The organism is Acidobacteriota bacterium, from assembly GCA_034211275.1.
Taxonomy (GTDB): domain Bacteria; phylum Acidobacteriota; class Thermoanaerobaculia; order Multivoradales; family JAHZIX01; genus JAGQSE01.
Window position 1 is genome coordinate 1 of sequence record JAXHTF010000008.1, and the last position, 26,127, is coordinate 26,127.

General features: G+C 66.3%; 20 protein-coding genes. 14 read left to right on the forward strand and 6 right to left on the reverse strand.

Annotated elements, in window-relative coordinates; all coding sequences use genetic code 11:
• From SX243_02860 to SX243_02875, 4 genes are all read left to right on the forward strand, one after another.
• On the forward strand, positions 1–704 hold a 704-nt coding region (locus tag SX243_02860; GenBank protein MDY7091889.1), incomplete at its 5' end, for an RHS repeat-associated core domain-containing protein.
• A 263-nt stretch (positions 705–967) separates the two neighbouring features.
• On the forward strand, positions 968–1,246 hold the full coding sequence (locus SX243_02865) for a hypothetical protein (GenBank protein ID MDY7091890.1): 279 nt from the start codon (positions 968–970) through the stop codon (positions 1,244–1,246).
• Positions 1,247–2,653: 1,407 nt separating this feature from the next.
• Positions 2,654–4,228 (forward strand): radical SAM protein, encoded by a 1,575-nt coding sequence (locus SX243_02870; GenBank protein ID MDY7091891.1) that lies wholly within the window; start codon positions 2,654–2,656, stop codon positions 4,226–4,228.
• A 44-nt stretch (positions 4,229–4,272) separates the two neighbouring features.
• Entirely contained in the window at positions 4,273–4,980 is a 708-nt protein-coding gene (locus SX243_02875; GenBank protein ID MDY7091892.1) for a 16S rRNA (uracil(1498)-N(3))-methyltransferase, read from the forward strand.
• 46 nt (positions 4,981–5,026) lie between these two features.
• On the opposite strand, the gene SX243_02880 is transcribed toward SX243_02875, so the two are convergent.
• From SX243_02880 to SX243_02895, 4 genes are all read right to left on the reverse strand, one after another.
• Positions 5,027–5,908 (reverse strand): diacylglycerol kinase family lipid kinase, encoded by an 882-nt coding sequence (locus SX243_02880; GenBank protein MDY7091893.1) that lies wholly within the window; start codon positions 5,906–5,908, stop codon positions 5,027–5,029.
• Positions 5,909–5,965: 57 nt separating this feature from the next.
• Complete coding sequence (gene ruvB, locus SX243_02885; GenBank protein MDY7091894.1) at positions 5,966–6,994, reverse strand: Holliday junction branch migration DNA helicase RuvB; 1,029 nt, start codon at positions 6,992–6,994, stop codon at positions 5,966–5,968.
• 104 nt (positions 6,995–7,098) lie between these two features.
• A complete protein-coding gene (gene ruvA / locus SX243_02890; protein MDY7091895.1) occupies positions 7,099–7,698 on the reverse strand; it encodes a Holliday junction branch migration protein RuvA in 600 nt (199 codons plus the stop codon).
• Positions 7,699–7,787: 89 nt separating this feature from the next.
• Entirely contained in the window at positions 7,788–9,731 is a 1,944-nt protein-coding gene (locus SX243_02895) for a peptidyl-prolyl cis-trans isomerase (protein ID MDY7091896.1), read from the reverse strand.
• 532 nt (positions 9,732–10,263) lie between these two features.
• Here SX243_02895 and SX243_02900 point away from each other — a divergent pair.
• The 8 genes from SX243_02900 to SX243_02935 all read left to right on the forward strand — a co-directional run bounded on the left by SX243_02900 (position 10,264) and on the right by SX243_02935 (position 20,870).
• Positions 10,264–11,553: a hypothetical protein gene (locus SX243_02900; GenBank protein MDY7091897.1), complete on the forward strand. Its 1,290-nt coding sequence runs from the start codon at positions 10,264–10,266 to the stop codon at positions 11,551–11,553.
• 59 nt (positions 11,554–11,612) lie between these two features.
• Entirely contained in the window at positions 11,613–12,644 is a 1,032-nt protein-coding gene (locus tag SX243_02905) for a rod shape-determining protein (protein MDY7091898.1), read from the forward strand.
• Position 12,645: 1 nt separating this feature from the next.
• Complete coding sequence (gene mreC / locus SX243_02910) at positions 12,646–13,512, forward strand: rod shape-determining protein MreC (protein ID MDY7091899.1); 867 nt, start codon at positions 12,646–12,648, stop codon at positions 13,510–13,512.
• Positions 13,509–14,024, forward strand: a complete 516-nt coding sequence (gene mreD, locus SX243_02915) for a rod shape-determining protein MreD (GenBank protein ID MDY7091900.1) — start codon at positions 13,509–13,511, stop codon at positions 14,022–14,024. The genes mreC and mreD overlap by 4 nt, the downstream gene beginning before the upstream one ends.
• A gap of 39 nt (positions 14,025–14,063) precedes the next feature.
• Entirely contained in the window at positions 14,064–15,863 is a 1,800-nt protein-coding gene (mrdA, locus tag SX243_02920) for a penicillin-binding protein 2 (protein ID MDY7091901.1), read from the forward strand.
• Positions 15,817–16,959, forward strand: a complete 1,143-nt coding sequence (gene rodA / locus SX243_02925) for a rod shape-determining protein RodA (protein ID MDY7091902.1) — start codon at positions 15,817–15,819, stop codon at positions 16,957–16,959. Before mrdA ends, rodA begins: the two co-directional genes overlap by 47 nt.
• A gap of 127 nt (positions 16,960–17,086) precedes the next feature.
• Positions 17,087–18,595 (forward strand): Rne/Rng family ribonuclease, encoded by a 1,509-nt coding sequence (locus SX243_02930; protein MDY7091903.1) that lies wholly within the window; start codon positions 17,087–17,089, stop codon positions 18,593–18,595.
• Positions 18,576–20,870, forward strand: coding sequence for a lipopolysaccharide kinase InaA family protein (locus tag SX243_02935; protein MDY7091904.1), 2,295 nt, complete (start codon positions 18,576–18,578; stop codon positions 20,868–20,870). The genes SX243_02930 and SX243_02935 overlap by 20 nt, the downstream gene beginning before the upstream one ends.
• A gap of 31 nt (positions 20,871–20,901) precedes the next feature.
• Here SX243_02935 and SX243_02940 read toward each other — a convergent pair whose 3' ends face one another.
• Complete coding sequence (locus SX243_02940; GenBank protein ID MDY7091905.1) at positions 20,902–21,225, reverse strand: hypothetical protein; 324 nt, start codon at positions 21,223–21,225, stop codon at positions 20,902–20,904.
• A 9-nt stretch (positions 21,226–21,234) separates the two neighbouring features.
• The gene (locus SX243_02945; protein MDY7091906.1) at positions 21,235–23,892 is read right to left on the reverse strand and encodes a hypothetical protein; all 2,658 of its coding nucleotides are present in this window, start codon (positions 23,890–23,892) and stop codon (positions 21,235–21,237) included.
• 140 nt (positions 23,893–24,032) lie between these two features.
• Here SX243_02945 and SX243_02950 point away from each other — a divergent pair, with 140 nt between their 5' ends.
• Together SX243_02950 and SX243_02955 are read left to right on the forward strand one after the other, a co-directional pair.
• Entirely contained in the window at positions 24,033–25,244 is a 1,212-nt protein-coding gene (locus SX243_02950; protein MDY7091907.1) for a penicillin-binding protein activator, read from the forward strand.
• A gap of 76 nt (positions 25,245–25,320) precedes the next feature.
• Positions 25,321–26,124: an ABC transporter permease gene (locus SX243_02955; protein ID MDY7091908.1), complete on the forward strand. Its 804-nt coding sequence runs from the start codon at positions 25,321–25,323 to the stop codon at positions 26,122–26,124.
• Positions 26,125–26,127: the final 3 nt, after the last annotated feature.

A 26,127-nucleotide genomic window follows, 5' to 3' on the forward strand; every position in this document is an offset into this window, starting at 1 on the left:
ACACCGGCCACCAGCGGGACACCCACGGGCTGTCGGACTACATGCGGGGGCGGACGTGTGCGTTTCCGCTGCAGCGGTTTATGAGCGTGGATCCGGGGAGGGATGGGTGGAATTTGTATGCTTACACTCGGGGGAATCCCCTGGTCCTTGTAGATCCGACGGGCAGAGCTGCTTGGCGCAAAGGAATCCAGGTACTCAAAGTTCTTGCCGATCGGGAGAAGAGAACTGCCCTTGTAGCCGCTTTCCGACCAAGGTCGCGGCGTCAAGCTGTCGAACAAACCAAGGAAGCGCTCGACCAGGTTAGCGAAGCAGAGAGGGCTTCGGGAGTGAAAAGAGTTGTGGAGGTCCAGTCGGAGAAACAACGCGACGGGCTGGCTGCATCGTTGTCAAGCAATGGCAGGGCAAGGGATCCTGAAGTATCCTCGGGCTATCCAGAGCATGTGAATCCACAAGAGGGGCCCTACTCCGATGTACATGTACAGGTGCAGGGCCAGCGAAAATCTGGATCGGGCCTTGCGAAGGTCGGGGCTGGGGCCCTGGTGCTCCAGGAGATCCAAGACATTGTTGCCCCAAACCTCTCTCAACTCGTGGAGTACGGTGATGCTTCACCTGGTGCTCTAGTTAGCGCTGCGGGTTGGGACATCACGTCTACGCTCGATCCCTTTGGGGTGTCGGATCTAATTGGCCTTGCTGCAGGCCTCTAACTTAAAAATGCCGGGATAAGGAGTGTTCAGTGGATTGCTGGGAGGTCCCTCACACTGTTCGACTAGAAGTCTTGCTCAGCTGGTGCCTGAAGACTCAAGAGGTAGACCGGTTGCTGGTGGTTCACAGGAAATTCTTGGGTGCTAGAGAAGAAGAGCTTTCTTACCCAGAGGCGCTGGAGCGATCTAGGCAACTGTTTGGAGGGCGAATTCTCCGGGAAGGTTGGTGTAGCCAATGGCCTGGTACCGTTTCCAGGAGTACTGCGTTGGTCTTAGTTATCGATTTCGACACCTCGTTAATCGACCTCATGGCCCAGGCCGGACCGACCCTAGGAGACTGGCTCGAACGGCCACCGAGTTCTCTACCAGAAGATCTTTGCCTGTACCGTGAGGACGCCAAGCTACCCGCTCTCGTCTCGGTCACCCACGAGCGCGACGCCTGGCTGCTTGCAGATCAGCGCCCTACCATCGAAGGCGTAAGGCCTAGCCACCTGGACACCAGTGAGCTTCTGATTGCAACTGAAAAACCGGGCTTTATTGCTTGATGAGAGGGAAATGTCTACTCACATGTCAGACGAGTGGTGGACAGCCGAGCAGCCTCTGCGAGGTCTGGACTCAAGAGAATGACTTCCTCCATAGCCCCCTGGGCCTGATCACTAGGCGCAGCCACGATGGCGACCGCCATTTCTTCTTCGCAGACCACCTGGACCGCCCATGCGTTTTCACCAGCGACGCCGACCAAGAAGCGAGGCAGCACCCCAACGGCACGGAGTGCGCCCCCGACCAGAGCGACAAGCAGGAGTACAAGTACACCGGCCACCAGCGCGACACCCACGGGCTGTCGGACTACATGCGCGGGCGGACCTGTGCGTTCCCGCTGCAGCGGTTTATGAGCGTGGATCCCGGAAGGGATGGGTGGAATTTGTATGCGTATACTGGAGGAGTCCAAACGGCAAGGTAACAAAATCTGAGATCTCGCCACGCTACCCAAAAGCACACGAACCGAGATGAGGGGCCCTATTCTGGCGTACAAGGGCAGAAGCAGCGAAAACCTGGATCGCGTCTTGCGAAAACCGGGGCTGGGGCTCTGGAACTCCTGGAGTTTCAAGAAATTGTCGCTTAAACCTCTCTCAACTCGTGCAATACGGCGATGCTTCACTCAACGCTTTGGTCAGTGCGGCGGCATGGGATCTCACTACAGGCATAGATCTGCTTGGGGTCTCTGCTTTGCTAGATGTAGCAGCCGGCCCCCAGGAGAAGAACATGAACATAGACCACACGCTGAAATGCTGGGATATCCCTCATACAGCTCGTCTACTTGACTTATTAACATGGTGTACGAACGAGCGATCCGTCAACCGGTTGTTGGTGGTCCATAGGAGCTTTCACGGCGCGAAAAGAAGGGAATTGAGCCGCCCCCAAGTCCTTAAGCGCTCTCAAGAGCTTTTTAGAGGTCGAGTCCTTCGAAAGTCCTGGTGCAACCAATGGCCCGGGACGGTATCACCCGAAGGCCAAGCTCTGGTCCTGGTAGTTAAATTCAGCCCCACTCTCATCAAGCCTATGGCTCATGCAGGGCCAACGCTAGAAGACTGGCTTGAGGCCCCACCCAACTCGCGACCCGAGGATCTTTGTTTGTATCGTGAAGGGGACCCCCTACCCGCCCTAGTCTCGGTGACGCATGAGCGTGATGCTTGGCTACTCTCTCGGCAAGAGCCATCCATCGAGGGAATACTGCCCAGCGACCTAAAAGCAAGTGAACTCTTGATCCCCATTGGAAAGCCGGATTTCCTTGCTTGAAGGGAGGTCTAGGCCGACCCAAAAGGAGCGCCAGATTCCCGCAGCTAGACGAGCCCAGGCTTGGCCAAGGATGTTGGCTCCAAAACCACACTTCCCCCAGCTGGTATAAGCTCAAGCGCTGACCGCGCCTCCGACGAGGGGCGGGAGTGAAGACTATGGGACGCAAGAAGCAGAAGAAGCCGCACGACTGGCGGGAGATTCGGGCCGCGGAGCGGGCGGTGCGGGAGATGCCGGTGCATGGGGCGTATCGGCTGGCGCTGGCGTACGCCAATACGTACCACATCGGCATGTCGAGCCTGGGCTTCCAGCGCACCTACGAGCTGGTGCACCGGCGGCCGGACTGGGTGTGCGAGCGCTTCTTCAGCGACGGCGAGGATCGGCCGCTGTCGGTGGAGCATGACCGGCCGCTGGACGAATTCGGGTGTGTGGCATTCTCGGTCTCCTTCGAAGAAGACTACGTGCGGCTGCTGCAAATGCTCGATCGGGCGGGGATTCCGCTACGACGGGAAGAACGGCGGCCGTGGGATCCGGTGCTGGTGATGGGCGGCTCCTGCGCCACCATCAACCCGCTGCCCATGGCGGAGTTCGTCGACGTTTTCGCCCTGGGGGCAGCAGAGAACGTGCTGGAGCCGTTGCAGCGGGCGCTGGAACGGCACACGGAGCGAGAGGCGGTGATCGAGGAGCTGGCAGCGGAGCCCGGGTTCTTCGTTCCGGCGTACCATGCCACCGACGAGCTCGGCGGCCTCGACAAGCTCAAGAAGCTGGAGCTGGGCGCTGAGCAGATGCGCCAGCCGGGGTTCCTCCCCACCACCTCCATCGTCACCCCCCACACCGAGTTCGCGAACAAATTCCTCATCGAGATGAGCCGGGGCTGCCCGGAGAAATGCCGCTATTGCTGGGCCACCTTCGGCATGGGCAAATTCCGTTGGCATCCGACGGAGTACATCCTCGGCGCCATGGAGGAGGCCCGCAAGGTCACCGACCAGGTGGGCTTCGTGGCCACTGCCGTTGGCGATCATCCGGAGATCGAGCGAATCCTCGAGCGCGGCGTGGAGATGGGCTTCCGCACCTCCGTTTCCTCGATTCGCATTCCGGCGGTGAGCCCCGGCGTGCTCGAAGCCATCAAGGCCTCCGGCGGCAAGTCCATCACCTTGGCACCGGAAACCGGCACCGACGAGCTGCGGGTGAAGATGGGCAAACCCATCAGCAACCAGACGTTGCTGGAGAAGATCCGCCTGATCTTCCGCAGCGGCCTGCCCAACCTCAAGCTGTACTTCATCGTCGGCCTGCCGGACGAAACCGAGGACGACGTCTACGGCATCCTCGAGCTCGCCGCCGAGGCCCGGGCCATCATGCTCGAAGAGCTGGCGCGCAAGAAGGGCATCATCGGCCACATCCACCTGGGGGCCAGCGTGCTGGTGCCCAAGCCCTACACCCCGTGGCAGCGCCTACCCATGGACGACCCGCGGACGGTGAAGAAGAAGCTGTCGATCCTCAAGAAAGGGGCGGGGCAGATGCCCAACGTCTCCCTTTCCACCGGCTCGGTACGACAGGCCATCTGGCAGACCTACATCAGCCGCGCCGGTGCCGACGCCGCCGAGGCCTTGGAACGCGCCGCCCGCGGCCAGCATCTGTCGTCGCTGCTGCGGGAGCTGGACGATCAAATCCGCCCCGAAGTCTTCGCCAGCTTCGAGGGCCCGTTGCGCTGGCACTTCATGGCCACTCGCTGACGAGATGGCTGACCGCGCCCCGGGATCCGGGGCCAACCCCATCCATGAACTTATTGCTGCTCGACGAGGGAGACTTCAGGGCTCCCGGCCGGGTCGAGCTGCGGGATCGCAGGCTGCGTCACGCTCGGCGAGTGCTCCGGACGGCCCCTGGTGAGCAGCTGCGGGTGGGACTGGTAGGCGGCCGCCGGGGCAGCGGCGAGGTGCTGCGCATCGACGAGGAGGCGCTGGAGCTGGCGGTCTGCCTCGACAGGGAGCCGCCACCCAAGCTTCCCCTGACCCTGATCCTGGCCCTGCCCCGGCCGAAGGTTCTGCGGCGGGTGCTACAAGCGGTGACCAGCCTAGGCGCCGCCCACATTTACTTGATCCACGCCTACCGGGTCGAAAAGAGCTATTGGCAGAGCCCCTTCCTCGAGCCCACGGCCCTCGAAGAGCAGCTGCGCCTAGGCCTGGAGCAGGCTGGCGACACGATGCTTCCGAAACTCGAGGTGCGGCGACGCTTTCGCCCGTTCGTGGAGGACGAGCTTCCAGCGCTGGCGGAGAGAAGCTCAGCCCTGGTGGCGGACCCCCGCGGGGAGGAGCCCTGCCCTCGGGGACTGGCCGGTGAGGTGACGCTGGCGGTGGGGCCCGAGGGAGGTTTCATCCCCTTCGAGCTGGAGCTCCTGGAGCGAGCCGGCTGCCGCCCCGTGCACTTGGGCGAGCGGATCTTACGGGTGGAAACGGCGCTGCCGGCGCTGGTGGGAAGGATCTTCTAGCGCCGAGGTTTGAGCGGATTTCAACCAGGACACTGGCCGGCAAGACTCACACCGGCGGCGCCAGGACCCGCAGCCGGCCGGGGGCGACCTCGACGCTCACCGGCAGCTGGGTCGGCAGCACGTCGCCGTCCACCTGGGTGGCCAGGTTCTCGGGCCCCCGCACCACCACCGACTCCACCTCCAGATGCTCCACCCCCTTGGAGCGAAGGTGCGAGCGGCGGGCCACCGAGGCAGCGAAGCCGAGCGTGGTCCAGCGGCCGCCGCCGCGCAGCACCACCAGATTGAGCAAGCCGTCGTCGAAGCGCGCCGCCGGCGCCAGGGGAAAGCTACCGCCGTAGAGGGGGATATTGCACACCGCGGCGAAGCTGGCCTCGATCTTTCTGCCATCGGCCTCGACTTCGAGAATGGGATAAGGATAGCGCCACCACTCCCGCAGCCCCTGTAGCGCGATGGAGCCCCGACCGAAGCGCGCCTTGAGGGCGGGATTCTGGCGGGTCAGGACGTGGGCGTCGAGGCCCCAAGAAGCCATCATCAGGAACGGCTGACCGGAGCACATGCCGACGTCGAAGTCCCGAGGCACCAGGCGGCCGACCCGCCGCGCCGCCGCCAGCGCCCGGCCGGGGAGCCCAAGGCTGCGCACCAGCACGTTGGTGGTGCCACCGGGGAGAGGACACAGGGGCACGCGGCTCCCCACCAGCCCGGCAGCCGTCTCGCGCACGGTGCCGTCCCCACCGAGGGCAAAGACAGCTTCCAAGTCCCCACCGGCGACGGCGCCGGAGGCCAGCTGGGTGGCGTCGCCGGGACCTTCCGTGGGCATGGGCTCGGCCTTGTAGCCGGCGCCGCGCAACGCCTTGAGCAAAGGCATCAGACGCCGCGCCGCCCGCTGCCGGCCGGATATGGGGTTGTAGATCAGAGCAGCCCGCCGCACCAAGTCCTCCGAGAAAATGACAACCCGAAAATGGGAAACCCGAGAAAGCGTCGACCGTCAGAAGAGAGGGGTCGAGGAGCCTGCCGGCGGGGGGAAGCCGAGATGCTCGTAGGCGCGCCGGGTTGCGACCCGGCCTCGAGGCGTTCGCTGGAGAAAACCCTCCTGGATCAGGTAGGGCTCGTGAAAATCTTCGAGGGTTCCGCGGTCTTCCCCCACCGCTGCCGCCAACGCCCGCAGTCCCGCGGGCCCACCGCCGTAATGCTCGATGAGAGCGCTGAGGATCTTGCGATCCAACTCGTCGAATCCGTGCTCGTCCACTTCCAACATGGCCAGGGAGCCCCGGGCGGTGTCGAGGTCGACGACCCCCCGGCCCTCCACCTGGGCGAAGTCCCGCACCCGCCGCAGCAAGCGATTGGCGATCCGCGGGGTGCCGCGACTGCGCCGAGCGATCTCTGAAGCACCGGCCTGCTCCATGGGGATGTCCAGCAGGCGGGCGGAGCGCTGGACGATGATCTGCAGCTCATCGGGACGATAGAAGTTGAGCCGGTGGACGATGCCGAAACGCGCCCGTAGAGGCGCCGAAATGAGCCCCGCGCGGGTGGTGGCGCCGACCAGGGTAAAGCGCTTCAAGGGCACTTCGACGGTATCTGCCGCCGGCCCCTGGCCGACGATGAGGTCGAGGCGGTAATCCTCCAGAGCGGGGTACAGGATCTCCTCCACCGCAGGACCCATGCGGTGGATCTCGTCGATGAACAAGACCTCCCCCTGCTCCATGTTGGTGAGGATCGCCGCCAGGTCGCCGGCGCGCTCGAGAACCGGGCCGGAAGTGGAGCGCAGAGGCACGCCCATTTCGTGGGCGATGATGTTGGCGAGAGTGGTCTTGCCCAGTCCGGGGGGGCCGAAGAGCAGCACGTGGTCCAATGCCTCACGGCGCTGGCGGGCGGCTTTCACCGCCAGCCGCACGTTGTCCACTACCCGCTCCTGCCCGACGTACTCTTCCAGCATATGGGGCCGGAGAGTCTGCTCGACGCCGAGCTCTTCAGGCTCGGCGGAGGCCGACAGGATGCGACTGGAGGTGGGTTCCATGGCTGTGTATTGTATCGGCAATCAGGCGGAACGCCCCTGCCTGGACCCAGGAAAGCCTTGCCTGGGTCGAGGAAAGCAGAGCGTCGGTCGAGGAAGAGTGGGCCTCACAGACGAGCGAGCCGTTTGAGGCTGGCACGCAGCAACTCGTGGAACTCCGCCTCCGGCATGTCCTCCCGGGCTTCCTTCACCGCCCGCTCGGCCTGGTTGGGCCGGTAACCGAGATTGACCAGGGCGGAGACCAGATCGTCCCCCACCGAGGGAGCCGACTCCAATGGTTCAGGCAAGCCGGCGGCCAGCTCCTGCACCTTGTCCTTGAGCTCCAACACGATGCGCTCAGCGGTCTTCTTGCCCACTCCGGGAGTCTTGGTCAGCCGGGCCACGTCACCGGCGGCGAGGGCCGAGACGAGCTGTTGCGGAGTGGAGCCGGAAAGGATGTTGCGCGCCAGCCGCGGTCCGATGCCGCTGATGGCGATGAGACGCTCGAAGAGGCTCTTTTCTTCCTCGGTGAGAAAACCGAAGAGGGTGAGAGCGTCCTCCCGCAGATGGGTGTGGATGTAGAGCTCCACCGGCTGCCCTTCTCCCCGGCCTTCCAGCTCGTAGTACGTGGAAAGGGGGATGTGCACCAGGTAGCCGACGCCGGAGACGTCGAGCAGAACCTCTTCGGTGGTAAGGCGGAGGGCCATGCCCTTGAGATAGCCGATCATCGCTGATGGATTCTACCCGACCAACGAGCGACGCCCCGTCGATGACTCGGCGGGGCGTCGGTAGAGAGCGAGGTCGATGGCTGCGGGAATCAGATTCCCTGGGGTTCCACCTCGACCCGGTCGAGGAAGGACTTGGTGTACTCGACGTTCAGATCCCGGTGGCGCTGGGCCAGGGTCGCGGTGAGCAAACGCCGGAACTTCTCGTTCTCCAGCTGCTCGCGCAGCTGTTCGCGCTGCCCCTCGAGCTCCGACGGATCCATCCGGACCCGCTCCGTCACCACATAGAGGGCGACGCCCTGCGGCACGTCCACCGGACCGCCGACCGCCCCTTCGTCCATCTGCAAGGCCTCGCCGATTACCTTCGAGCCGGCGGGCCCCAGATCCGGCAGAGTGCCGGAAGCGTTGAACAGCTCGCTCTCGCGAGTTTCCACTCCCAGCTCGCTGGCCACGGTTTCGAAGCTCTCCCCGGCCGCCAGAGAGCTCTTGGCCGCCTCGATGCGCTCGGTGGCCAACTCGTGCTGGCGCTCCAGACGCAGCTCCTGGCGAATCTGATTCTCGACCTCCGCCAGCTCCGGCATGCGGGGCTCCTGGATTTCCTCGACCATCATCACGGCCCAACCGCGGGGTACCTGCACCGGATCCGAGAGGACTCCGGGCTCGAGGCTGAAGGCGGCGTCCGAGAATTCGGCAGAGCGGCCGACGCCGGGGATCAAGCCCTGACGACCGAAAGCGGCAGCGTTGTTGAGGGTGACGTAGTCGAGCTCGTCGGCCACTTCCCGCAGGGCGTCGACGGTGGGGGCCTCGATGTCCTTGAGGCGCGCCACCAGCTCACCGGCGCGCTCCTCGGCCACGGTGTCGAGGCGGTCCGCCAGCAGGCGGGTGCGAATTTGGGGCAGGACTTCTTCCAAAGGCCGCAGCCCCCCCTCGCGACGGTCGGTCACCTCCAGCAGGTGAAAACCGAAGGGGGATTGGATGGGGCCCACCAGCTGGTTGGGCTCGGCACTGAAGGCCGCCTCCTCGAACTCCGGCACCATGCGGCCACGAGCGAAGAAGCGCAAATCACCGCCGTTGTCCCGGGAGCCGGGATCTTCAGAGACCTCCCGCGCCACGGCCCCGAAGTCCTCGCCCCCCTCGATGCGGCGGCGGGCGTCCTCGAGCAGCGCCCGGGCCTCCTCGGCGGAGCGATCCTCGGTGCGCACCAGGATGTGCCGTGCCCGCACTTGCTCCTCCGTGGAGAACGAGTCGCGGTTGTCGTCGTAGTAGGCCTGGATCTCTTCCTGGGGAATCTCGATCTGATCCCGCAGCTGGACCTTGTCCACCAGCAGGTAGTTGACCGAGCGCTGCTCCGGCAGCTGGAGCTCCGCCGTGTGCTCCTGGTAGTAGTTCTCCAGATCGCTCTGGCTGATCTCCACCTGGTCCGCGAACTGGCTGTCCCGCACCCGCAGGTAGCGCACCTTGGCCTGCTCGGTGCGGGTGCGGAAGAGATCCTCGATCTCTTCGGAGCTGACGAAGACCGAGCTGCGCATCACGTCCACGAGCTTTTGGCGCAGCAGATCCTCGCGAACGAACTCTTCGAAGTCTGCCGGGGTCGCGAAGCCGTTGCTGCGCAGGGCCCGGCGATAGAGCTCTTCGCCGACGAAGTTCCCGTTCTCGTCCTGGAAGTAGCCGAGCACCGTCTCCCGCAGCTCCTCGTCGGAAACCTGGAGACCGAGCTTGCGCGCCTCGAGCAGCAGAATCTTGAAATCGAGGGCCTGATTGACCGCCTGCAGTTTGATCTGATCCGCCAGCTGCGGAGTGAACTGGTCTCCGAAACGCTGGCGGTAGGAGCTCTCCAAAGGCCGGTAGGCCCGCTCATACTCCGCGAAGGTCACCGAGATGCCTTCATCCGCGGTGGCAGCGGGGGCGTTGGGGCCACCGACGGCGCTGGGGGTGAAGACGCCGACCTCGGCGAAGACCAGCAGCACGAAGACGGCGATGACGAACCAAAGAACGATGCTGAGCGACTTCAGGTTGTCGCGAAATAATTTGAGCATGGAATTCTCCTTAACTGCCTCGCAGAATAGACAGACCCGCGACTGTACCAAGCCAGGCGAAGGCGAGCAAGCATTGACGCAGGCGCTGCTTCCCCGAGCCGTTGAGGTCTCCACCGCCGCGCCCCCGCTGTCAGCAGCGGGACGGCGAAAACGCCAGTATTTCCGGCAGGTTCCGCCTTCTAGGGTGTGCTATATTCAACCCCTTCGATGACCTGCTGAGGCATCGATTCGGCGAATTTCCCGAAACAAATCCGGATCAGGCCGAACCAGATCCGAAACGCCGTAATTCGACCCGGAAGGCCACAACTCGAGAAGTCGGACCCGAGCCAGCCTGACAACAAGCCATGAACAAGGACCTGCAGCCCTGATCGACCAGCAGCAGCCGAGCAACGGCCTCGCCGGCGAGCATCGCCGAAGCACGGGATGGTACAGCATCTCCGTCGACACCCTGCGCGGTTGGATCATCTTCTGTTTCCTTGCCGCGTCGGCGGTCATCGGCGTCCTCGGCTGGCACCGTTGGGAGGCCTACGCCATGGAGCGCGCCGCCCGCGAGACGCTGGAGGAGGCGCGCAGCCTGAGCGAGCAGGCCCAGGCCCAGGAAGACCTGAGCGCCTTTCGGGACGAATACGACGACGCCAACCAAACCCTGCAGCAGGCCCGCGAGCAATACACCCGCGATGAGTTCGAGAGCGCCCTGGAGAACGGTGAACGCAGTGTCGCCATCCTGTCGTCGATCCTCAATGCCTTGAGCGACCAAGGGTCCGGCGGTGAAGCCCACATCATCTCCGTCGCCGGCCGGGTGGAGTTCCGCCGCGGAGAGGTCGGCGAGTGGGAAGACGCCCGCATTCGGGTGAGCTTGCGGGACGGCTACTATCTGCGCACCTCGTCCAACGGCTCGGCGGAGATCATGTTCATCGACGGCACCCTGTACACGGTGCGGCCGGACACTCTCTTCTACGTGTCGAGCAATCGAGAGGGAGGATCGCCCGGGCAGACCATCCGCATGGAGTATGGCTGGGTAGACCTGTCGACGGCGCGCCAGGCAAGCCGGGTCGCCACCCCGGGAGCCCAGGCAGAGGTGCAGGAGGAGTCGTCCGCCACCGTCGCCTACGATCAGACCTCCCGATCCGGCCGCTTCGCCGCCTACCGTGGAGGCCTCAAGGTGGACACCGACGACGGCGGCTCCCAGCAGGTGGCGGCCCTTCAGGAGGTGGTGCAGCAGCGCGGCCGGCTGTCCGAGCCCCGAGCCATTCCCCAAGCCCCCATCCCCCAGGCCCCCCGGGACAGCTACGAGCAATCTTTGAGCGACGACGAGCCCCTGGTGCTGACCTGGCGGACGGTGTACGGCGCCGACCGCTATGCGCTGCAGATCTCCCGCAGCCCGCTCTTTGTCGACAACATCATCGACACGGCGGATCGGCGCAACGAGCGGGCCACCCTGGGGGTGCGCGGGGCCGGCAGCTTTGTTTGGCGGGTGGCGGCCATCGACGGCGAGGGCCGGCGGGGGCCGTGGAGCCAGCTGCGCAAGTTCCGCATCTCGTCGGCGGCCACCGGCGAAGGCCTGGAGCAGGACACGGAGCCGCCTCCGTTGGCGCTCAACGATGTCCAAGCCTATGGCAGTATTTTCATCGTCTCCGGCGCCACCGAGCCGGGGGCGTCCGTGTCGGTGCGAGGAGAGCCGGTGAAGGTCGCCGCCAACGGCACCTTCACCAAAACCGTGCAGGTCCACGAGAATGGTTGGAGCTTCGTCGAAGTTCGCTCCAAAGACGCTTACGGCAACGAAACCGTTCGCCCCATCCGACTCTACGTGGACAACTTCTGAATCTAGTCGTGGCGCCGGGGAGACCTCGCCGCGCATCAACCAAGAAAGACTGAACGGCAATGCCGCTGGCTGGAATACTCCGCTATTTTTCGAAGGATCTCGCTATCGACCTGGGGACCGCCAATACCCTGGTGTTCACGCAGAACCACGGCATCGTGGTGCGCGAACCGTCGGTGGTGGTGATCAACAAACTCACCAACAAGATCGAAGCCGTCGGCAGCGAGGCCAAGGAAATGCTCGGCCGCACTCCCGGCAACATCGAATCCATCCGCCCCATGAAGGACGGTGTCATCGCCGACTTCGCGGTCACCGAACGCATGCTGGAGTACTTCATCAAGAAGGCCCACGGCAAGCGCATGGGCATGATCACTCGCACCCGCATCGTCATCGGCGTGCCGTCGGAGATCACCCAGGTGGAAAAACGGGCGGTGAAGGACTCGGCCCAGCGCGCTGGCGCCTCCGAAGTCTTCCTGGTGGAGCAGGCCATGATGGCCGCCATCGGCGCCGGCCTGCCCATCACCGAGCCCTCCGGCAACATGATCGTGGACATCGGCGGCGGCACCACCGACGTGGCGGTGATTTCCCTGGCGGGAACGGTCTACAGCCGCTCGGTGCGGGTGGCCGGCAACGAGATGGATCAGGCGGTGATCCAGCACTTGAAGCGCAAGTACAACCTGCTCATCGGCGAGCGCACGGCGGAGCAGATCAAGTGGGAGCTAGGCTCCGCCTATCCGCTGAAGGAAGAGCTGCGCATGGAGATCAAGGGTCGGGATCTGGTGGAAGGGGTGCCCAAGACTCTGACCATCACCGATCACGAGATCCGCGAGGCGCTGGCGGAGCCGGTCTCTACCATCGTCGAGGCTGTGCGCCAGGCCCTGGAGCGGACACCGCCGGAGCTGTCCGCGGACATCATGGACAAGGGCATCGTACTCTCCGGCGGCGGCGCGTTGCTCAAGGGCTTGGACGAGCGCTTGCGGGATGCCACGGGCCTACCGGTGGTGCAGGCGGAGGATCCTCTGGCCTCCGTGGTCCTGGGCACCGGCAAGATGCTCGAGGACATGGAACTGCTGCGCAAGGTCTCCATTCAGTAGCGTGAACGACCGCTGGACCGGGTGGCTGCTTCTCTTCTTGCTGCTGGGTCAGGCCCTGATGGTGACCCTTCAGGCCGCCGGCTCCGGCACCAGCCGCCTAGAGGCCGCTGCTCTGGCGGTGCTCGCCCCGGTCTCCCGGGGCGTCACCCACAGCGTCGAGCTCACCCGTCAATTCGGCGAGAACCTGCGCCAGCGCAGCACCCTGCAGGTGGAGAACGATCGCCTGCGGGAGGAGAATCTGCAATTGCATCGCCAGCTGCAACGCCTCCAGGAGCTGGAGAGTCAGGTGCGCCAGCTGGCGGAAGCGGTGAGCTATGACCCTCCCCAACAGGGCGAGTATCGGGTGGCGGACGTGGTCTACGTCGACCATACCTCGTGGCTGCGCACCCTGGTGCTCTACGCACCGCAGCAGGGCCTCACCGTCGACCAGGCGGTGCTCACGTCCCGCGGGCTGGTGGGGCGAGTGGTGCTGGTCACCGGCCCCTACGCCAAGGTCCAGCTGATCACCGACCGCGCCGCCAGCGTCGGAGCGCTGGTGCAGCGGACCCGGCGCCAGGGCATGGTGCGGGGTACCGGCGACGGCGAGCTGGAGCTAGCCTATCTGCCGCAGCAAAGCGACGTCCGCCTGGGGGACCGGGTGGTCACCTCGGGCACCGACGGCATCTTCCCTCGCGGCCTGCCCATCGGCACCGTCGCCTCGGTGGAGACCGGCACCGATCTTTTCCACCGCATCCGGCTGGCACCGGCGGTGGACTTCGGAACCCTCGACCACGCCTACGTGCTGGAACGCCAGGCGGTGCCGAAACGCATTCTGGAGGCCCAGCCCGGCGGCGCCGGCGAGGCCACGCCCCAGGAGGCCACACCGTGAGCACCCGGGCGTTTCTCATCGGCCTTGTGACGGTGTTGGTCGTACATCTCGCCGGGGTCCAGTTGAGCCCCTATTTCGGCCGGGCCATCGATCTCTTCATCGTCCTCACCATGCTCAACGCCCTCGACGGGCGCACTGGGCCGGGGATGCTGGGAGGATTCATCTGCGGCCTCTGCTTCGATGCCTTCAGTGGCCAGCCCTTCGGCCTCTACGGCTTCGCCAATACCCTCGCCGGCTATCTCACCGCCGTGGTGGTGCACCGCCTCATCACCCGGCACCCGCTGGGGTTGCTGGCGGTGATGGCGGTGGCCTCGACGGTGCAGCAGGCCTCCCTGGTGCTGCTCGCCTGGATGGCCATTCCCAATCCGGACCTGCCCCAGCTACCCTGGCTGGCGTTGCGGGTCGCCACCAGCTCGCTGTTGGGCCTGCTCTTCTATCTGACGGGTCGGAGATTCCAGCGCCTCCGGGAGCAGCGCCGCCTCACCCGTCGATCTCCCATCAAGCTGGGGTAGTTGGCTGGCAAGGAGCGCTAAGATCTTGAGGACAAAACGATGAACGCCGAACGGGTAGGAGAGAACCGCGAGCATCTGGTGGGACGGCTGCGCCTGCTCATCGGCGCTCTCGTGCTCTTCCACGGCTTCGTGCTGGCGGGCTTCTGGGTGGTGCAGATCGTCCACGGTGAGCAATATCGCTCGCTGTCGGAGAACAACCGGCTGCGCCGCCAGCCGGTGGAGGCTCTGCGGGGACTGATCTACGACCGCAACGGGCATCTGCTGGTGGAGAACGTGCCCAGCTACGACCTGCAGCTGGACCGCAACCACACCCGCGATCTCGAAGCCAGCCTGCGCTTCGCCGCCGGCATTCTGGAGACCTCGCCGGAGGAGCTGGCGGCCGCGCTGGAGCGGCCCCATCCGGGACACCGCTTCGCTCCGGTGACGGTGGCGGAGAACCTCTCCATGACCCAGCTGGCGCGCATCGAAGCCGCCGGCCTGGAGCATCCGGAATTCCAGATTCAGGTGCGCCAGCTGCGACTCTACCGCTACGGCCCCACCACCGCCCACGTGCTGGGTTATTTGGGCGAGGTCACGGAGGAAGAACTGGCCCGCGCCGACAGCACCTACGAGCCCGGCGATCTAATCGGTCGCCGGGGCATCGAGCGCACCTACGATGCGGAGCTGCGGGGAGAGGACGGCGAACGGGTGGTGGTGGTGGACAGCCGCGGCAAGCTGGTGGAGGAATTCGGCCGCGAGCCTTCGACGGTGGGCAGCAACCTGCACTTGACCCTCGATCTGGAGCTCCAGCAGGAGGCCATGGAGCTGCTGCGGGACCAAGTCGGCGCGGTGGTGGCTCTGGACCCACGGGACGGGGGCATCCTGGCCCTCGCCTCGTCGCCGTCTTACGATCCCAATCTGTTCTCCCGGCGGCTCCAGGCGGACCAGTGGCGAACCCTGCTGGAGGCCCCCCACGACCCGCTCCAGACACGGCCGATCCAGAATACCTACTCCCCGGGCTCGGTGTTCAAGATCGTTCTCGGTCTCGCCGGTCTCAACGAGGGGGCGGTGTCGCCCCAGGATCGAGTCTTCTGCGGCGGCGCCGTGCGCTTCTACAATCACCGCTTCCGCTGCTGGCGCCGGGCCGGCCACGGCTGGGTGAACCTCGAGGAAGCGATCCAGAAATCCTGCGACATCTATTTCTATGATCTGGGCCAGCGCCTGGGCATCCAGCGCATCGCCCGTTTCGCCGAACGCTTCGGCCTCGGGCAGCTGACCCACATCGATCTATCGGGGGAGAAGGAAGGCGTGGTGCCGGACAAGGATTGGAGCCTGCGGGTGCGGCGCTCGCCCTGGTTCCCCGGCGAGACCATCTCCGTGGCCATCGGCCAGGGACCACTCCTCACCACTCCCTTGCAGGTCGCCCGCATGATGGCCATGGTGGCCAACGACGGCCGACCGGTGACGCCCCACCTTCGTCTGGACCAAGCCCTGCCCCGGGTCGACCCGGTGGATCTCGACCGCCGGGCCCTGGAACGGGTCCAGCGAGCCCTGTGGATGGTGGTCAACGACATCAACGGCACCGGCCGGTCCGCGGCAGTGGAAGGTCTGGACGTAGCGGGCAAAACCGGCACCGTCCAGGTCGTAGCGCAGCGGACCTGGACCGACAACAGCGAATTACCGGAGGACCAGCGGGACCACGCCTGGTTCGCTTCCTACGCCCCCTTCGACGACCCCCGACTGGTGGTGGTCGTTTTCGTCGAGCACGGCGGCAAGGGCTCTCAAGCCGCCGCCCCCATCGCCCGAGCACTGTATGAGAAGTACTTCCAGGACCAGCTCCGGCCTGCTGCCGCTGGCTGACGCCCAGAGCACCTTCCGCCACCTCACGGCCATCGATTGGGGCTTGCTGGTTTCCGGCTTGCTCCTCGGGCTCATCGGGCTGGCGACGGTCAACAGCGCCAGCGCCGAGCTCTCCGCCGACTACCTTTCCCGCCAGGCGGTGTGGTTGAGCCTCGGCGTCTTCGCCCTGGTGTTGGCGCTGGCGGTGGACTACCACAAGCTGCTCCACGCAGCGCCCTATTTCTACGGCCTGGGGCTGGTGCTCTTGTTGTTGGTCTTCCTGGTAGGCCGCGAGGCCGGCGGCGCCCAGAGCCGCCTCGGCGTCGGCGCGTTGAGCATCCAGCCCTCGGAGTTCGCCAAGCTAGCTACAGCGCTGCTCCTGAGCCGATTCTTCGCCGGCTTGAAGAAACCTCGCCTGCACCTCAAGGACATCTTCATGGCGCTGCTCATCACCGGAGTGCCGGTGACCATGGTGGCCCTGGAGCCGGACTTGGGCAGCGCCGCCATGTTCTGCCCCATCCTCGGCGGCATGCTCTTCGTCGCCGGCGTCCGCGGCCGCACCATCGTCGTCGCCGTGCTCCTGGGGCTGGTGCTCGGCGCCGGGGTGTGGACCTTCGGCATGCACGACTACCAGCGCCAGCGGGTGGTGACCTTCCTGCAGCCGGAAAGCGACCCCCTGGGCGCCGGCTACCAGGTGCGCCAGAGCAAGATCGCCGTCGGCTCCGGCGGCCTGACGGGCCAAGGCTACATGCAAGGCACCCAAAGCCAGCTGCGCTTCCTCCCGGCCCGCCACACGGATTTCATCTTTGCCGTCCTGGCGGAGGAGTGGGGCTTTACCGGGGTGGTGGTGGTGGAAGGCCTGTATGCCCTCTACCTGCTCAGCGCCGCCGGCATCGCGTTGCGCGCTCGCAACCGGGCGGGCATCTTCCTGGTCACCGGCCTGGTGTCCCTGCTCGCCTTCCACATCCTCTACAACACCGCCATGGTGGTAGGCCTGGTACCCATCACCGGCATTCCTCTGCCGTTTCTCTCCTACGGCGGCTCCTTCACCCTGATGTGCTGCATCGCCACCGGATTGATCCTCAACGTCGACCTCCGGCGCTACGTCAACCGGTGATCTCCCGCCGGTGGTGACCTCCAGCTAGAGCATCAGTTGTGTTTCAATAAGAGCTCGTCGGGCGGCCCCGGTATAGGGCGGCCCCGGTATAGGGCGGTCCCGGTATAGGTAGCGTGAAGGAGCCCACTTGACCCAAAAGATGCTCGTCGAGAGCAATCTGCACGAAACCCGCATCGCGGTGCTCGAAGACGAGCGGCTGACCGAGCTCTTCGTCGAGCGGATGCGTGAGCGAGGCTTGGTGGGCAATGTCTACAAAGGGCGGGTGACCCGGGTATTGCCGGGGATGCAGGCCGCCTTCGTCAACATCGGCCTGGAGCGCGACGCCTTCCTTTACGTCAGCGATGTGGGCCCGGTGGAGACGCCGGAAGTGGACGACGACCTGGACCTCGAGGAGGAGCTGGAGAGCGGCCTGGCGGAGCGGGACCCGCCGCCGCCGCCATCGATCCAGGAGCTGCTACGCCAGGGCGAGGAGCTGGTGGTGCAAGTGACCAAGGATCCCCTGCCCAACAAGGGCGCCCGCATCACCGCCCACGTCACCCTGCCGGGGCGCTACCTGGTCCTGCTGCCGGGGGTCCACCACCTGGGGGTCTCCCGCCGCATCGAGGAGGAAGAGGAGCGGCAGCGGCTCCTCGGTGTGCTGGAAAGCCTCGAATGCTCCGTCGGCGGGCTCATCGTACGGACCGTCGGAGAGGGAGTGGATCGGGAGGCCTTCGCCACCGACCTCACCTATCTCGAGGGCCTGTGGCAGCGCATCCAGCAGCGGGCGGCCAAGGTCGGCGCCCCGACCCTGCTGCACCGCGAGCTGGATCTCGCCCTGCGCACCGTCCGAGACCTCTTCTCCGAAGATTTCGAGCTGCTGTGGGTCGACGGCGAAGAAATCTACGCCCGCATCGTCGACTTCCTCGACCAGGTGCAGCCGGCACTGGTGGGCCGGGTCAAGCTCTACGGCCGCGACGAGCCTTTATTCCAGGCCTACCGCATCGACCAGGAGATGGAGGCCGCCCTGCGCAGCAAGGTGTGGCTCAAGAGCGGCGGCTATCTGGTCATCCACCCCACCGAGGCGCTGGTGGCCATCGACGTCAACACCGGCCGCTTCACCGGCACCCAGGACCTGGAAGACACGGTGGTCAAGACCAACCTCGAGGCGATTCAGGAGGTGGTACGGCAAATCCGCCTGCGGGACCTGGGGGGCATCATCGTCCTCGACCTCATCGACATGGGCGACGAGGAGAACCGCCAGCTGGTGTTCAGCGCGCTGGAGAAGGAGCTGGCCAAGGACCGCACCAAGAACCGGGTGCTGAGCATCTCCGAATTCGGCTTGGTAGAGCTCACCCGCAAACGCACCCGCCCGAGCCTGGAGCGCATGCTCACCCAGCCCTGTCCGTATTGTCAGGGACGCGGGCGCATCCGCTCCCTCGCCACCATCTGTCTGAGCCTGCGCCGCGACGCCCTCGGCCGGCGGGACCAGCTGGCCGGCGCCGAGCTGCTGCTGCGAGTCCATCCGGACGTCGCCGAGGCCCTGCAACGGGACGAGCGGCCGATCCTGGACGAGCTCCAGGAGCTCCTCGAAACATCGGTACTGGTGCAGAGCGACGCCACCCTCCACCACGAGCAATATGACCTCTCGGAGCTCTAATCCCCCCGGGCCGGGTCGGCGGGCGGTGGAGCTCTCGGCCTTCACCGGCGAGGTGGCGGCGGAGCTCGAGATTCCGGATCTGGAAACCGAGGTCGCCCGCCTCACCGACCCCTCCGCTGCCGTCGAGACCCTCCACTGGGGACGTAACTACCTCTACCGGGCGGTGCTGGAAACCGCTGCCGGCCCCCGGGACGCCCCGGTAGACGTCGTCGTCAAGCAATTTCGCACCCAGGGACGTTTGGACGCCCTGCGGCGGCGCCTGCGGGGCAGCAAGGCGGCCCTCAGCTGGCAGATGGCCTGGCGCTTCCTCGACGCCGGGCTGCCCACCGCACCGCCGCTGCTGTGGCTCGAATCGAAGCGGCCCCAGGGCCCGTCGTTCTTCATCACCGCCTACCTGAAAGGCGTCACCGAGGCCCGCTATCTGCTGCGCGCCGCCAACGAGGGCCGCCTGGAGGAAGACTTCCCCCAGATCGACTTCCCGGGCTTCCTGGAGCGCCTGGGGCAGCTCCTGCGCCGCATGCACGAGGCGCAGATCTGGCATCGGGATCTATCCATCGGCAACGTCCTGCTGGCGCCGGTGGGGAATGTCCCGGATCCCGTCGTCCCGGAGCTTTACATCGTCGACCTCAACCGCGCCCGGGGTGGCCGCAAACTGACTTCGAGCGAGCGGGCCCGGGACCTCTGCCGCCTGGCCCTCTTCCGGCCGGAGCATCAGGAGGCCTTGCTGCGGGCCTATTGGGGCCGCGAGCCCCACGGCTATGAGCGCCGGCTCTACCGCTTCTACCACCGCGGCTTCCTGCGCAAGATCGAGACCAAGAAGCAGATCCGCGGCGGTCTGCGGAGCTTCCGGGAGCTGTTCAAAGTACGCCGCCCCCACGCCCACATCCCCCAGGCGCCAGAGGGAGCGTCGGCGCGGGACAAAATCGTCTGGGATCACCTCTCGGACCAACCCCACCAACACGCCAGCCGGCTGGAGAAGCTGCTGGTGCGGGCGACGGATCTCGGCGGGCATTTGGAGTCGGCGGCCACGGTGGCCTTGGCGGTGCCGCGCATCGGCATCCGGTATCGGCGGCTGAAGCGACAACTGCCGGAACCCTGGTCCGGGGCGCTGGAAGACCATCCGTCTCTGGGGGTGCCTTCGCCGGCCCCGGTTCTGGGAGAGCTCGGCATCGGCCTACGCCCGTACCCGGAGAACCCGGAAGCCCTGCTGGCGGCCATCGACGACCTGGGAGCCCGCAGCGCGCTGCTGCGCCTGCACCCGTGGCAGGACGAGCACGACGCCGAGGAGGAGCTGGCCCGAGAGCTCGCCGGCCGCGGCATCGAGCTCAGCTTCAGCCTGCCCCAGAACCGCCAGCTGGTCAAAGATCCGGAGCGCTGGCAGGCGTCCATCGAAGAGCTGGCGGAGCGCTTCCTGCCCTTCGGCCGCACCTTCCAGATCGGCCAGGCCATCAACCGCAGCAAATGGGGCGTGTGGAATCCGCGGGAGTATGTCGAGCTGGCGGACCGCGCCGCCGAGGTCTTGCGCGCCCGCGGCGACGTGCAGCTGCTGGGACCGGCGGTGATCGATTTCGAATACCACGCCACGGCCGCGATGCTCAATCTGCGCCGGCTGAAGATGAGCTTCGACGCCGTGGCGGCGCTGCTCTACGTTGACCGGCGAGGAGCTCCGGAGAACCTCCAGGCGGGGCTGGATACGGTGGGCAAGGTGGTACTGCTCAAAGCCATCGCCGAGACCGCCAAGAAGAGCTCCGGCCGCTGCTGGATCACCGAGGTCAACTGGCCGCTGTGGGAGGGACCCCACTCACCGGCGGGCAAAGACGTGTCGGTGGACGAGGAGTCCCAGGCGGATTATCTGGTGCGCTACGCCCTCCTCGCCCTCGGCACCGGAATGGTCGAGCGGGTCTTCTGGTGGCAGCTGGTGGCGCGGGGCTATGGCCTCGCCACCCCGGCAGAGGATGGCCTACGGCGGCGTCCGAGCTTTCAGGCCATGGCGACACTGCTGCGGGAGCTGCGGGGAGCGGGAATCCTCGGCCCCCTGACGGCAGCGGAGCCGGCGCGGCTCTATCTCTTCCAGCGGCAGGGCTTCGAGGATCCGGCGAAGGGACTGACGGTGGTGGGCTGGAGCACCGGTGAAGCCGTGGCGGTCCGCCCGGAAGCTCTGGCAGGACGAAGCTTCCAGCGGGTCGTGGAGCGCGACGGCGGGGAGAGCTCCCTGCCCGATAGCGGGGAGCTTCGCCTCACCGCCTCACCGCGCTACTTTCATCTCGCGGACTGATCCCGCGTCGCACCGGTTTCCCGTCGCACCTTCAGTCGAGGTCGAAGGGGCGCTCCGGCCGCTCGTCGTCCGGCGATTCGGCGGCGCGGCGCATGGCCTCCTTGAACTTCTCCTCCAGCAGCCGGTCGCGATCCTTCATCGCCGCCTTCTCTCGTTCGAAGAGCTGCTCCGCCCGAGCCTTCTGATCGTCCAGCCCCGCCAGCAGGCTGTCGAAGTCTTTGCCGCCGGCCAGCGGCTGGGGCGCCGGCTTGTGGAAGAGCACCTCGCCGGTGGCGCGGTCCACCACCAGCTCGCCGGCGCAGCCGGGGCAGGTCACGGTGAGACGGTTCTGGTCCTGATGGTCTTGGTCGCCCATGGGGGGATTCTACTCCTCTCGCCGGCGAGGGGAAGCTGGAAATGGCGAGAGGGCCTTGGGCAGAGGACACAGGAAGAGCGCTGCCGCCGTCACCCCCAGCCCCGCCAGCAGGCAGCCCAGCAGGAATCCCGGAGGCCGGTAGAGAAGCTCTGCCCGCAGATCTGCAGTGGGCGGCCCCTCGGGCCACGGAACGGCCAGGAAGGGCCCCTGGGCGCGCTCCGTAGGCAGCCGCCCTCCCTTCGCCAAGACCCGCCAGCCGCCGCCGAAAGGGCCGCCGCGGTGGCGGTACAGCGCCGTGCGCAGCTCCAGCTCTGCATCGCCCGCCCGCCCGGGAGCGTGCTCCCCCACCAGCCCGGCATCCGCCGTGGCCGCCCGCAGGCTCCAGCGCTCCGGCTCGATCAACTCGAGCTTCGGCGGGACGAGAGGCCACGGTGTCTCTCCCTCCTGGTTGGGCTGGGTCCAATAGGCCAAGGGCAGCGCTCCCGGCCGCCGGTAGATCCAGCCCGCCGGATCCTCCAGCACCCGCTCCAGCGGCGGAGGCAGCTCGACCCCCGCATCCACCAACAGGTATTCCACTCCTAGGCGATCCCACAGAGGGCTCCGGGGATCTCCGTAACGGGGCACGTTGCGGCGCGGCTGCTCGACCAGGGGATCGGTGAAGCCGGCGTAGTCGGCGGGCTCCACCGGATTGTAGACGCGAGCATCGGCGAGACCGTAGAGCACCCCCAGATTGGGCGGCAGCGCACCGCCCAGGGCCGCCATGCGCGGACCGTCGGGCTCGACGACGCTCTCCAGGTACGCCAGCGGCGGTGACGGCGGGAAGGCTAGCCGAGGCGGCATGGGCGGGTTGACGTCCCGGTGCAGCAGCACCAGCTCCGCCGCGATGAGCACAGCCGCCGCCACCGGCAGCCAGCGGCGCATCCGGGCCAGACCGGGCACCCGCGGTCCAGGCCCCAGCGGTCCAAGCCCCAGCGGACCAAGCCCCAGCGTCCCGAGCACCATCATCCCGAGGACCAGGACCCCGGCAACCAGGAAGCGCCCCTGCCAGTGTAGCCAGCCGATGCGCAACACCTCCAGTGCCCCCGGATCCCGAGGGTTGGCGTGGCCCAGATAAGCCCAGGCGATCACCGCGGCCAGCCCCAGGGCCATCAACATCAGTGCCGTCAACATCAGGGCCGTCAGCATCAGGGCCGTCAGGCTCGATGTCGCCAACCTAGGCCTCGCCACCCGGGACCGCCCGCCCCCGGTATCCTCCTCCCGGCCCCCGGACCAACGAGCCAAGGAACACGCGGCCAGGTACGCCAGGGCGAAATTCACCAGCAGCAGCAAGCGATGGTAGCCGTCGAGGGCCGGAGCCCCGAAGATCGGGACCGCCGCCAGGGGTCGCAACCACGGCGGCGGCAGAGCGAGAATCCCCAGCGACACCGCCAGGACGGCGAGCATCAGCCGCTCTTGGGGATAGCGCCGGGGATTCCCCAGCAGCCGTCTCATCCCCGGCACGGCCAGCAGCACCGCCCACAGGGCCGCCAGCAACGTCACCGTGCCGGGGAAGCCGCTGGCGTCTTCGTTGGAATTGGAGCGGCCCCAATAGACGGCATAGCGGCTGTTGCCGAAGACGTTGGGAGCTACCAGCGGCAGGAAGGTGCGGCGCCAGGAGTAGCCCTGGGGTGCCATGGCCTCGTCCGGCGGCTCGGAGGGGGGTTCTGAGACCACGGCGGGTTCTGAGACCACGGCGGCGGAGGGCGGGGCCGTGTCGCTCGCAGCAGCCCGCAGCACCTCGCTCCGCAGACTCTCGGGCAGATAGCGAGCGGTGGGCAGCAACACCGGCGCCGCCAGAGCTGCCGCCAGAACCAAGGAAACAACGCAGTCGAAAGCTAGCTCTCTCCGCCAGCCGGCCACCCGCCACCGCGCGAGGAAAAAAACCAGCGCCAGACCACAAGCGTAGAGCACCGTCTCCGGGTGTCCGGAAAGCAACAACCCGAACCAGGCGACGGTGAGCAGGGCCCGGTCCCGGCGGCCGCCCGCTTCCAGCCGCAACACCCCATAGAGCACCACCGGCAGCCATGCCGCCGTATTGGCCAGAGGCCAGCCGAGCCAAAGTTGCAGAAAGGAGCCGAGGCCGTAGGCGACCGCCCCGGCAGTGGCGGGCCCTCGGCCCAATCCCTGCCGCGCCAGCAACAACCAGGTGAAAACCAGCGCCAGCAGCACCCGGGCGGCAGCGAGGAGGCCCGCGGCGGCGGTCACCGGCAACGGCAGCGCGAGCACCGCCAGGGGCTGCAGCACTTGCGCCTGGGGATCCGCCAGCAGCGGCATGCCGGCCCCTACCCACGGATTCCACAGCGGCCAGCGGCCGGCGGCCCACGCCTGGCGCACCAGTTCCCGGGACGGGGCCACCAGCTGCACCAGGTCTCCCTGCAACAAATTCCCGTGGGGATCGGTGGCAGCCAGCTGCCGAAACGGTGCCTCCCCCCGCAGCGAATCCAGCGGCAACAAGACCTCGCCGCCCACCAGCACCGGCCCGTAGAGCACCCCCAGCAAGACGGCGAAGAAAGCCCACACCCATGCCGGCAGCGGGTCGAACCAGCGCCGCAGCAAACGGTCCAGGAGCAGCCCGAAGAGGACGAGCAGAGCTCCGGGTAGTAGATCCGTCGGGCTCCAGGAAAGCATCCGGCGGAGTCTACAGCAGGCGCCCTCCACGAGCCTCCGCGAAGCCTGGTCGCGCTTGACAGAGCCCCGGGGGTGGGTTACAAACCAAGGGGAGCTAAACGTAGTAAAATCTCGCGCTTAGGCTTTATGGGAGACGGAAAATGAAGAGGACCAGGGGACGAGTCGTAGCACCGATAGTGGCGCTGCTGTTGGCCGTGCTGCTTTCGGTGGTGGCCTGCAGTGAGCAGGAGGCCGTCGTCTTCGGCATCGTATTGCCTCTCTCCGGCGAGTCGGCGATCTACGGCGAGCCGATCAAGAATGGCATCGAGCTCGCGCTGGAGCGCATCAAGGCCGAGAATCCCAAGGAAGCCGCGGAGATTCAGTTGGACATCCGCGATAGCGAAAGCGACCCTGCACGGGCCCATGACCTAGCGGAAGAGCTGTACAGCGAAGGGGTTCGGGCGGTCATCGGCGGCATCACCACCCCCGAGGCCATGTCCATGGTGGAAGTCGCCGACCGCAACAATCGCGTGTTGGTCTCGCCCTCCGCTTCCGCCACCGGCCTTACCGGCATTTCTCGCAACTTCTATCGCGTCTGGCCTTCCGACGCCCGCGAGGGCTCGAAGATGGGGCAATACGCCGCCCAGAATCTCAACCTCGAGACGGCGGCGATCCTGGCCGCCGACTCGCCCTACGCCGAAGGCATCCAGTCGGTGTTCACCGACTCCTTCGCCCAGAATGGCGGCGAAATCCTGGGGGAGGCCCTAGTCTACCCGCGCAACACTGCCGACCTGGACGCCCTCATCGAGCACGCCATCAACCTCAACCCCGATGCCATCTACGTCGCCGACTACGCCGACGGCATCGTGCTGGCAATCCAGAAGCTCAAGGAGCAAGGCTACGACGGCAAGATTCTCACCGTCGCCGCCTTCGCCACCTCCCAAGCCATCGCCGCCGCCGGCCGCGATGCCGAGGGCGTCTTCGTCACCCACCCGCAATATTCGCCGGAAGACCAGACCAATGCCGAGGTGGCGCCCTTCGTCGCGTCCTATCGCGAGGCCCACGGAGAGACCCCCGGGCTCTACGCGGCCCACGGCTACGACGCGATGCTGGTGATGTTCTCCGCCATGCAGGAGGGCGGCGACCGCGGCAGTAGCTTCTGGAAGGGCATGCGCGGCATCCGCGGCCTGGTGGGAGTCACCGGTCCGCTGCAATTCGACGACAAGGGTGACGTGCAGAAGTGGCCCCGGGTCTACTTCCTGGTGGATGGCACGCTGGTGGACCACAGCGATTGGGTGGAGCAGCAGAAGGAAGAGCTGCGCGAGCGCATGGAAGAGCTGCGCCGCCGGCGGCAGCAGCTGCGAAACCAGTAAGAATCCGTCATCCCGGAGGGCCCGCCTCGGCGACGGGCCTTCTGTAGCCAGGCCGCCGAAGCAACCAGCTATCGCTATGCTCACCGCCACCCAACGGGTGCTCCGCTTCCGCGGCCTGCTCATCACCCTCACCCAGCGGGAGCTCAAGGCGCGCTACCGAGGCTCCGCCCTGGGCTTCTTCTGGTCGCTGGTCAATCCGCTCATGCTCACCGGGGTTTACACCCTGGTCTTCGGTCTGATTCTCGCCCCCAGCCGGGGCACCGGGCCGGACCCCTATGCTCTCTTTCTCATCTCCGGCCTCTTCCCCTGGCTGTGGGTCGCCAGCTCCTTGCTCGAGGGCACGGTCTCGTTGGTGGCCAACTCCGGTCTGATCCGCAAGGCGGTATTTCCGGTGGAGCTGCCGCCGCTGGTGGCGGTGATGGCCAATCTGGTGCATTTCCTGCTGGCAGTGCCCATCCTCCTCGCCGCCCTCCTGGCGGGGCACCTGATGGGCTATCCGGTGGGCGGTTGGGGCATCCTGCTGCTGCCGGTGGTGATCGCCATCCACCTGCCCATGGTGGCCGGTATCTCCCTCGCCCTGGCCGCCCTCAACGTGCTCTTCAAGGACGTGAGGGACCTGGTCTCCAACGCTCTCACCCTCCTCTTCTTTCTGGCCCCCATCATCTATCCCCTATCGTTCGTACCCAACGAGCTGCTGCGCTGGGTGGTCCGGCTCAACCCCTTCGCTCCCTACGTGCTGGCCTATCAGACGACGCTCTTCGAGGGCGCCGTTCCCGAGCTGTCGCTGTGGCTGCAGATGGTCCTGGTGAGCCTGGCGTTCTGGGCCGCCGGCACTTGGCTCTTCGAGCGGCTGCGGGACGTCCTCGTCGAACTGGCATGAGTG

Coding starts and splice junctions, on each gene's coding strand:
- SX243_02870 (MDY7091891.1), top strand. CDS start 2,654: ATGGGACGCAAGAAGCAGAAGAAGCCGCACGACTGGCGGGAGATTCGG.
- SX243_02875 (MDY7091892.1), top strand. CDS start 4,273: ATGAACTTATTGCTGCTCGACGAGGGAGACTTCAGGGCTCCCGGCCGG.
- ruvB (MDY7091894.1), bottom strand. CDS start 6,994: ATGGAACCCACCTCCAGTCGCATCCTGTCGGCCTCCGCCGAGCCTGAA.
- ruvA (MDY7091895.1), bottom strand. CDS start 7,698: ATGATCGGCTATCTCAAGGGCATGGCCCTCCGCCTTACCACCGAAGAG.
- SX243_02895 (MDY7091896.1), bottom strand. CDS start 9,731: ATGCTCAAATTATTTCGCGACAACCTGAAGTCGCTCAGCATCGTTCTT.
- SX243_02900 (MDY7091897.1), top strand. CDS start 10,264: ATGGAGCGCGCCGCCCGCGAGACGCTGGAGGAGGCGCGCAGCCTGAGC.
- SX243_02905 (MDY7091898.1), top strand. CDS start 11,613: ATGCCGCTGGCTGGAATACTCCGCTATTTTTCGAAGGATCTCGCTATC.
- mrdA (MDY7091901.1), top strand. CDS start 14,064: ATGAACGCCGAACGGGTAGGAGAGAACCGCGAGCATCTGGTGGGACGG.
- rodA (MDY7091902.1), top strand. CDS start 15,817: ATGAGAAGTACTTCCAGGACCAGCTCCGGCCTGCTGCCGCTGGCTGAC.
- SX243_02935 (MDY7091904.1), top strand. CDS start 18,576: ATGACCTCTCGGAGCTCTAATCCCCCCGGGCCGGGTCGGCGGGCGGTG.
- SX243_02940 (MDY7091905.1), bottom strand. CDS start 21,225: ATGGGCGACCAAGACCATCAGGACCAGAACCGTCTCACCGTGACCTGC.
- SX243_02945 (MDY7091906.1), bottom strand. CDS start 23,892: ATGCTTTCCTGGAGCCCGACGGATCTACTACCCGGAGCTCTGCTCGTC.
- SX243_02950 (MDY7091907.1), top strand. CDS start 24,033: ATGAAGAGGACCAGGGGACGAGTCGTAGCACCGATAGTGGCGCTGCTG.
- SX243_02955 (MDY7091908.1), top strand. CDS start 25,321: ATGCTCACCGCCACCCAACGGGTGCTCCGCTTCCGCGGCCTGCTCATC.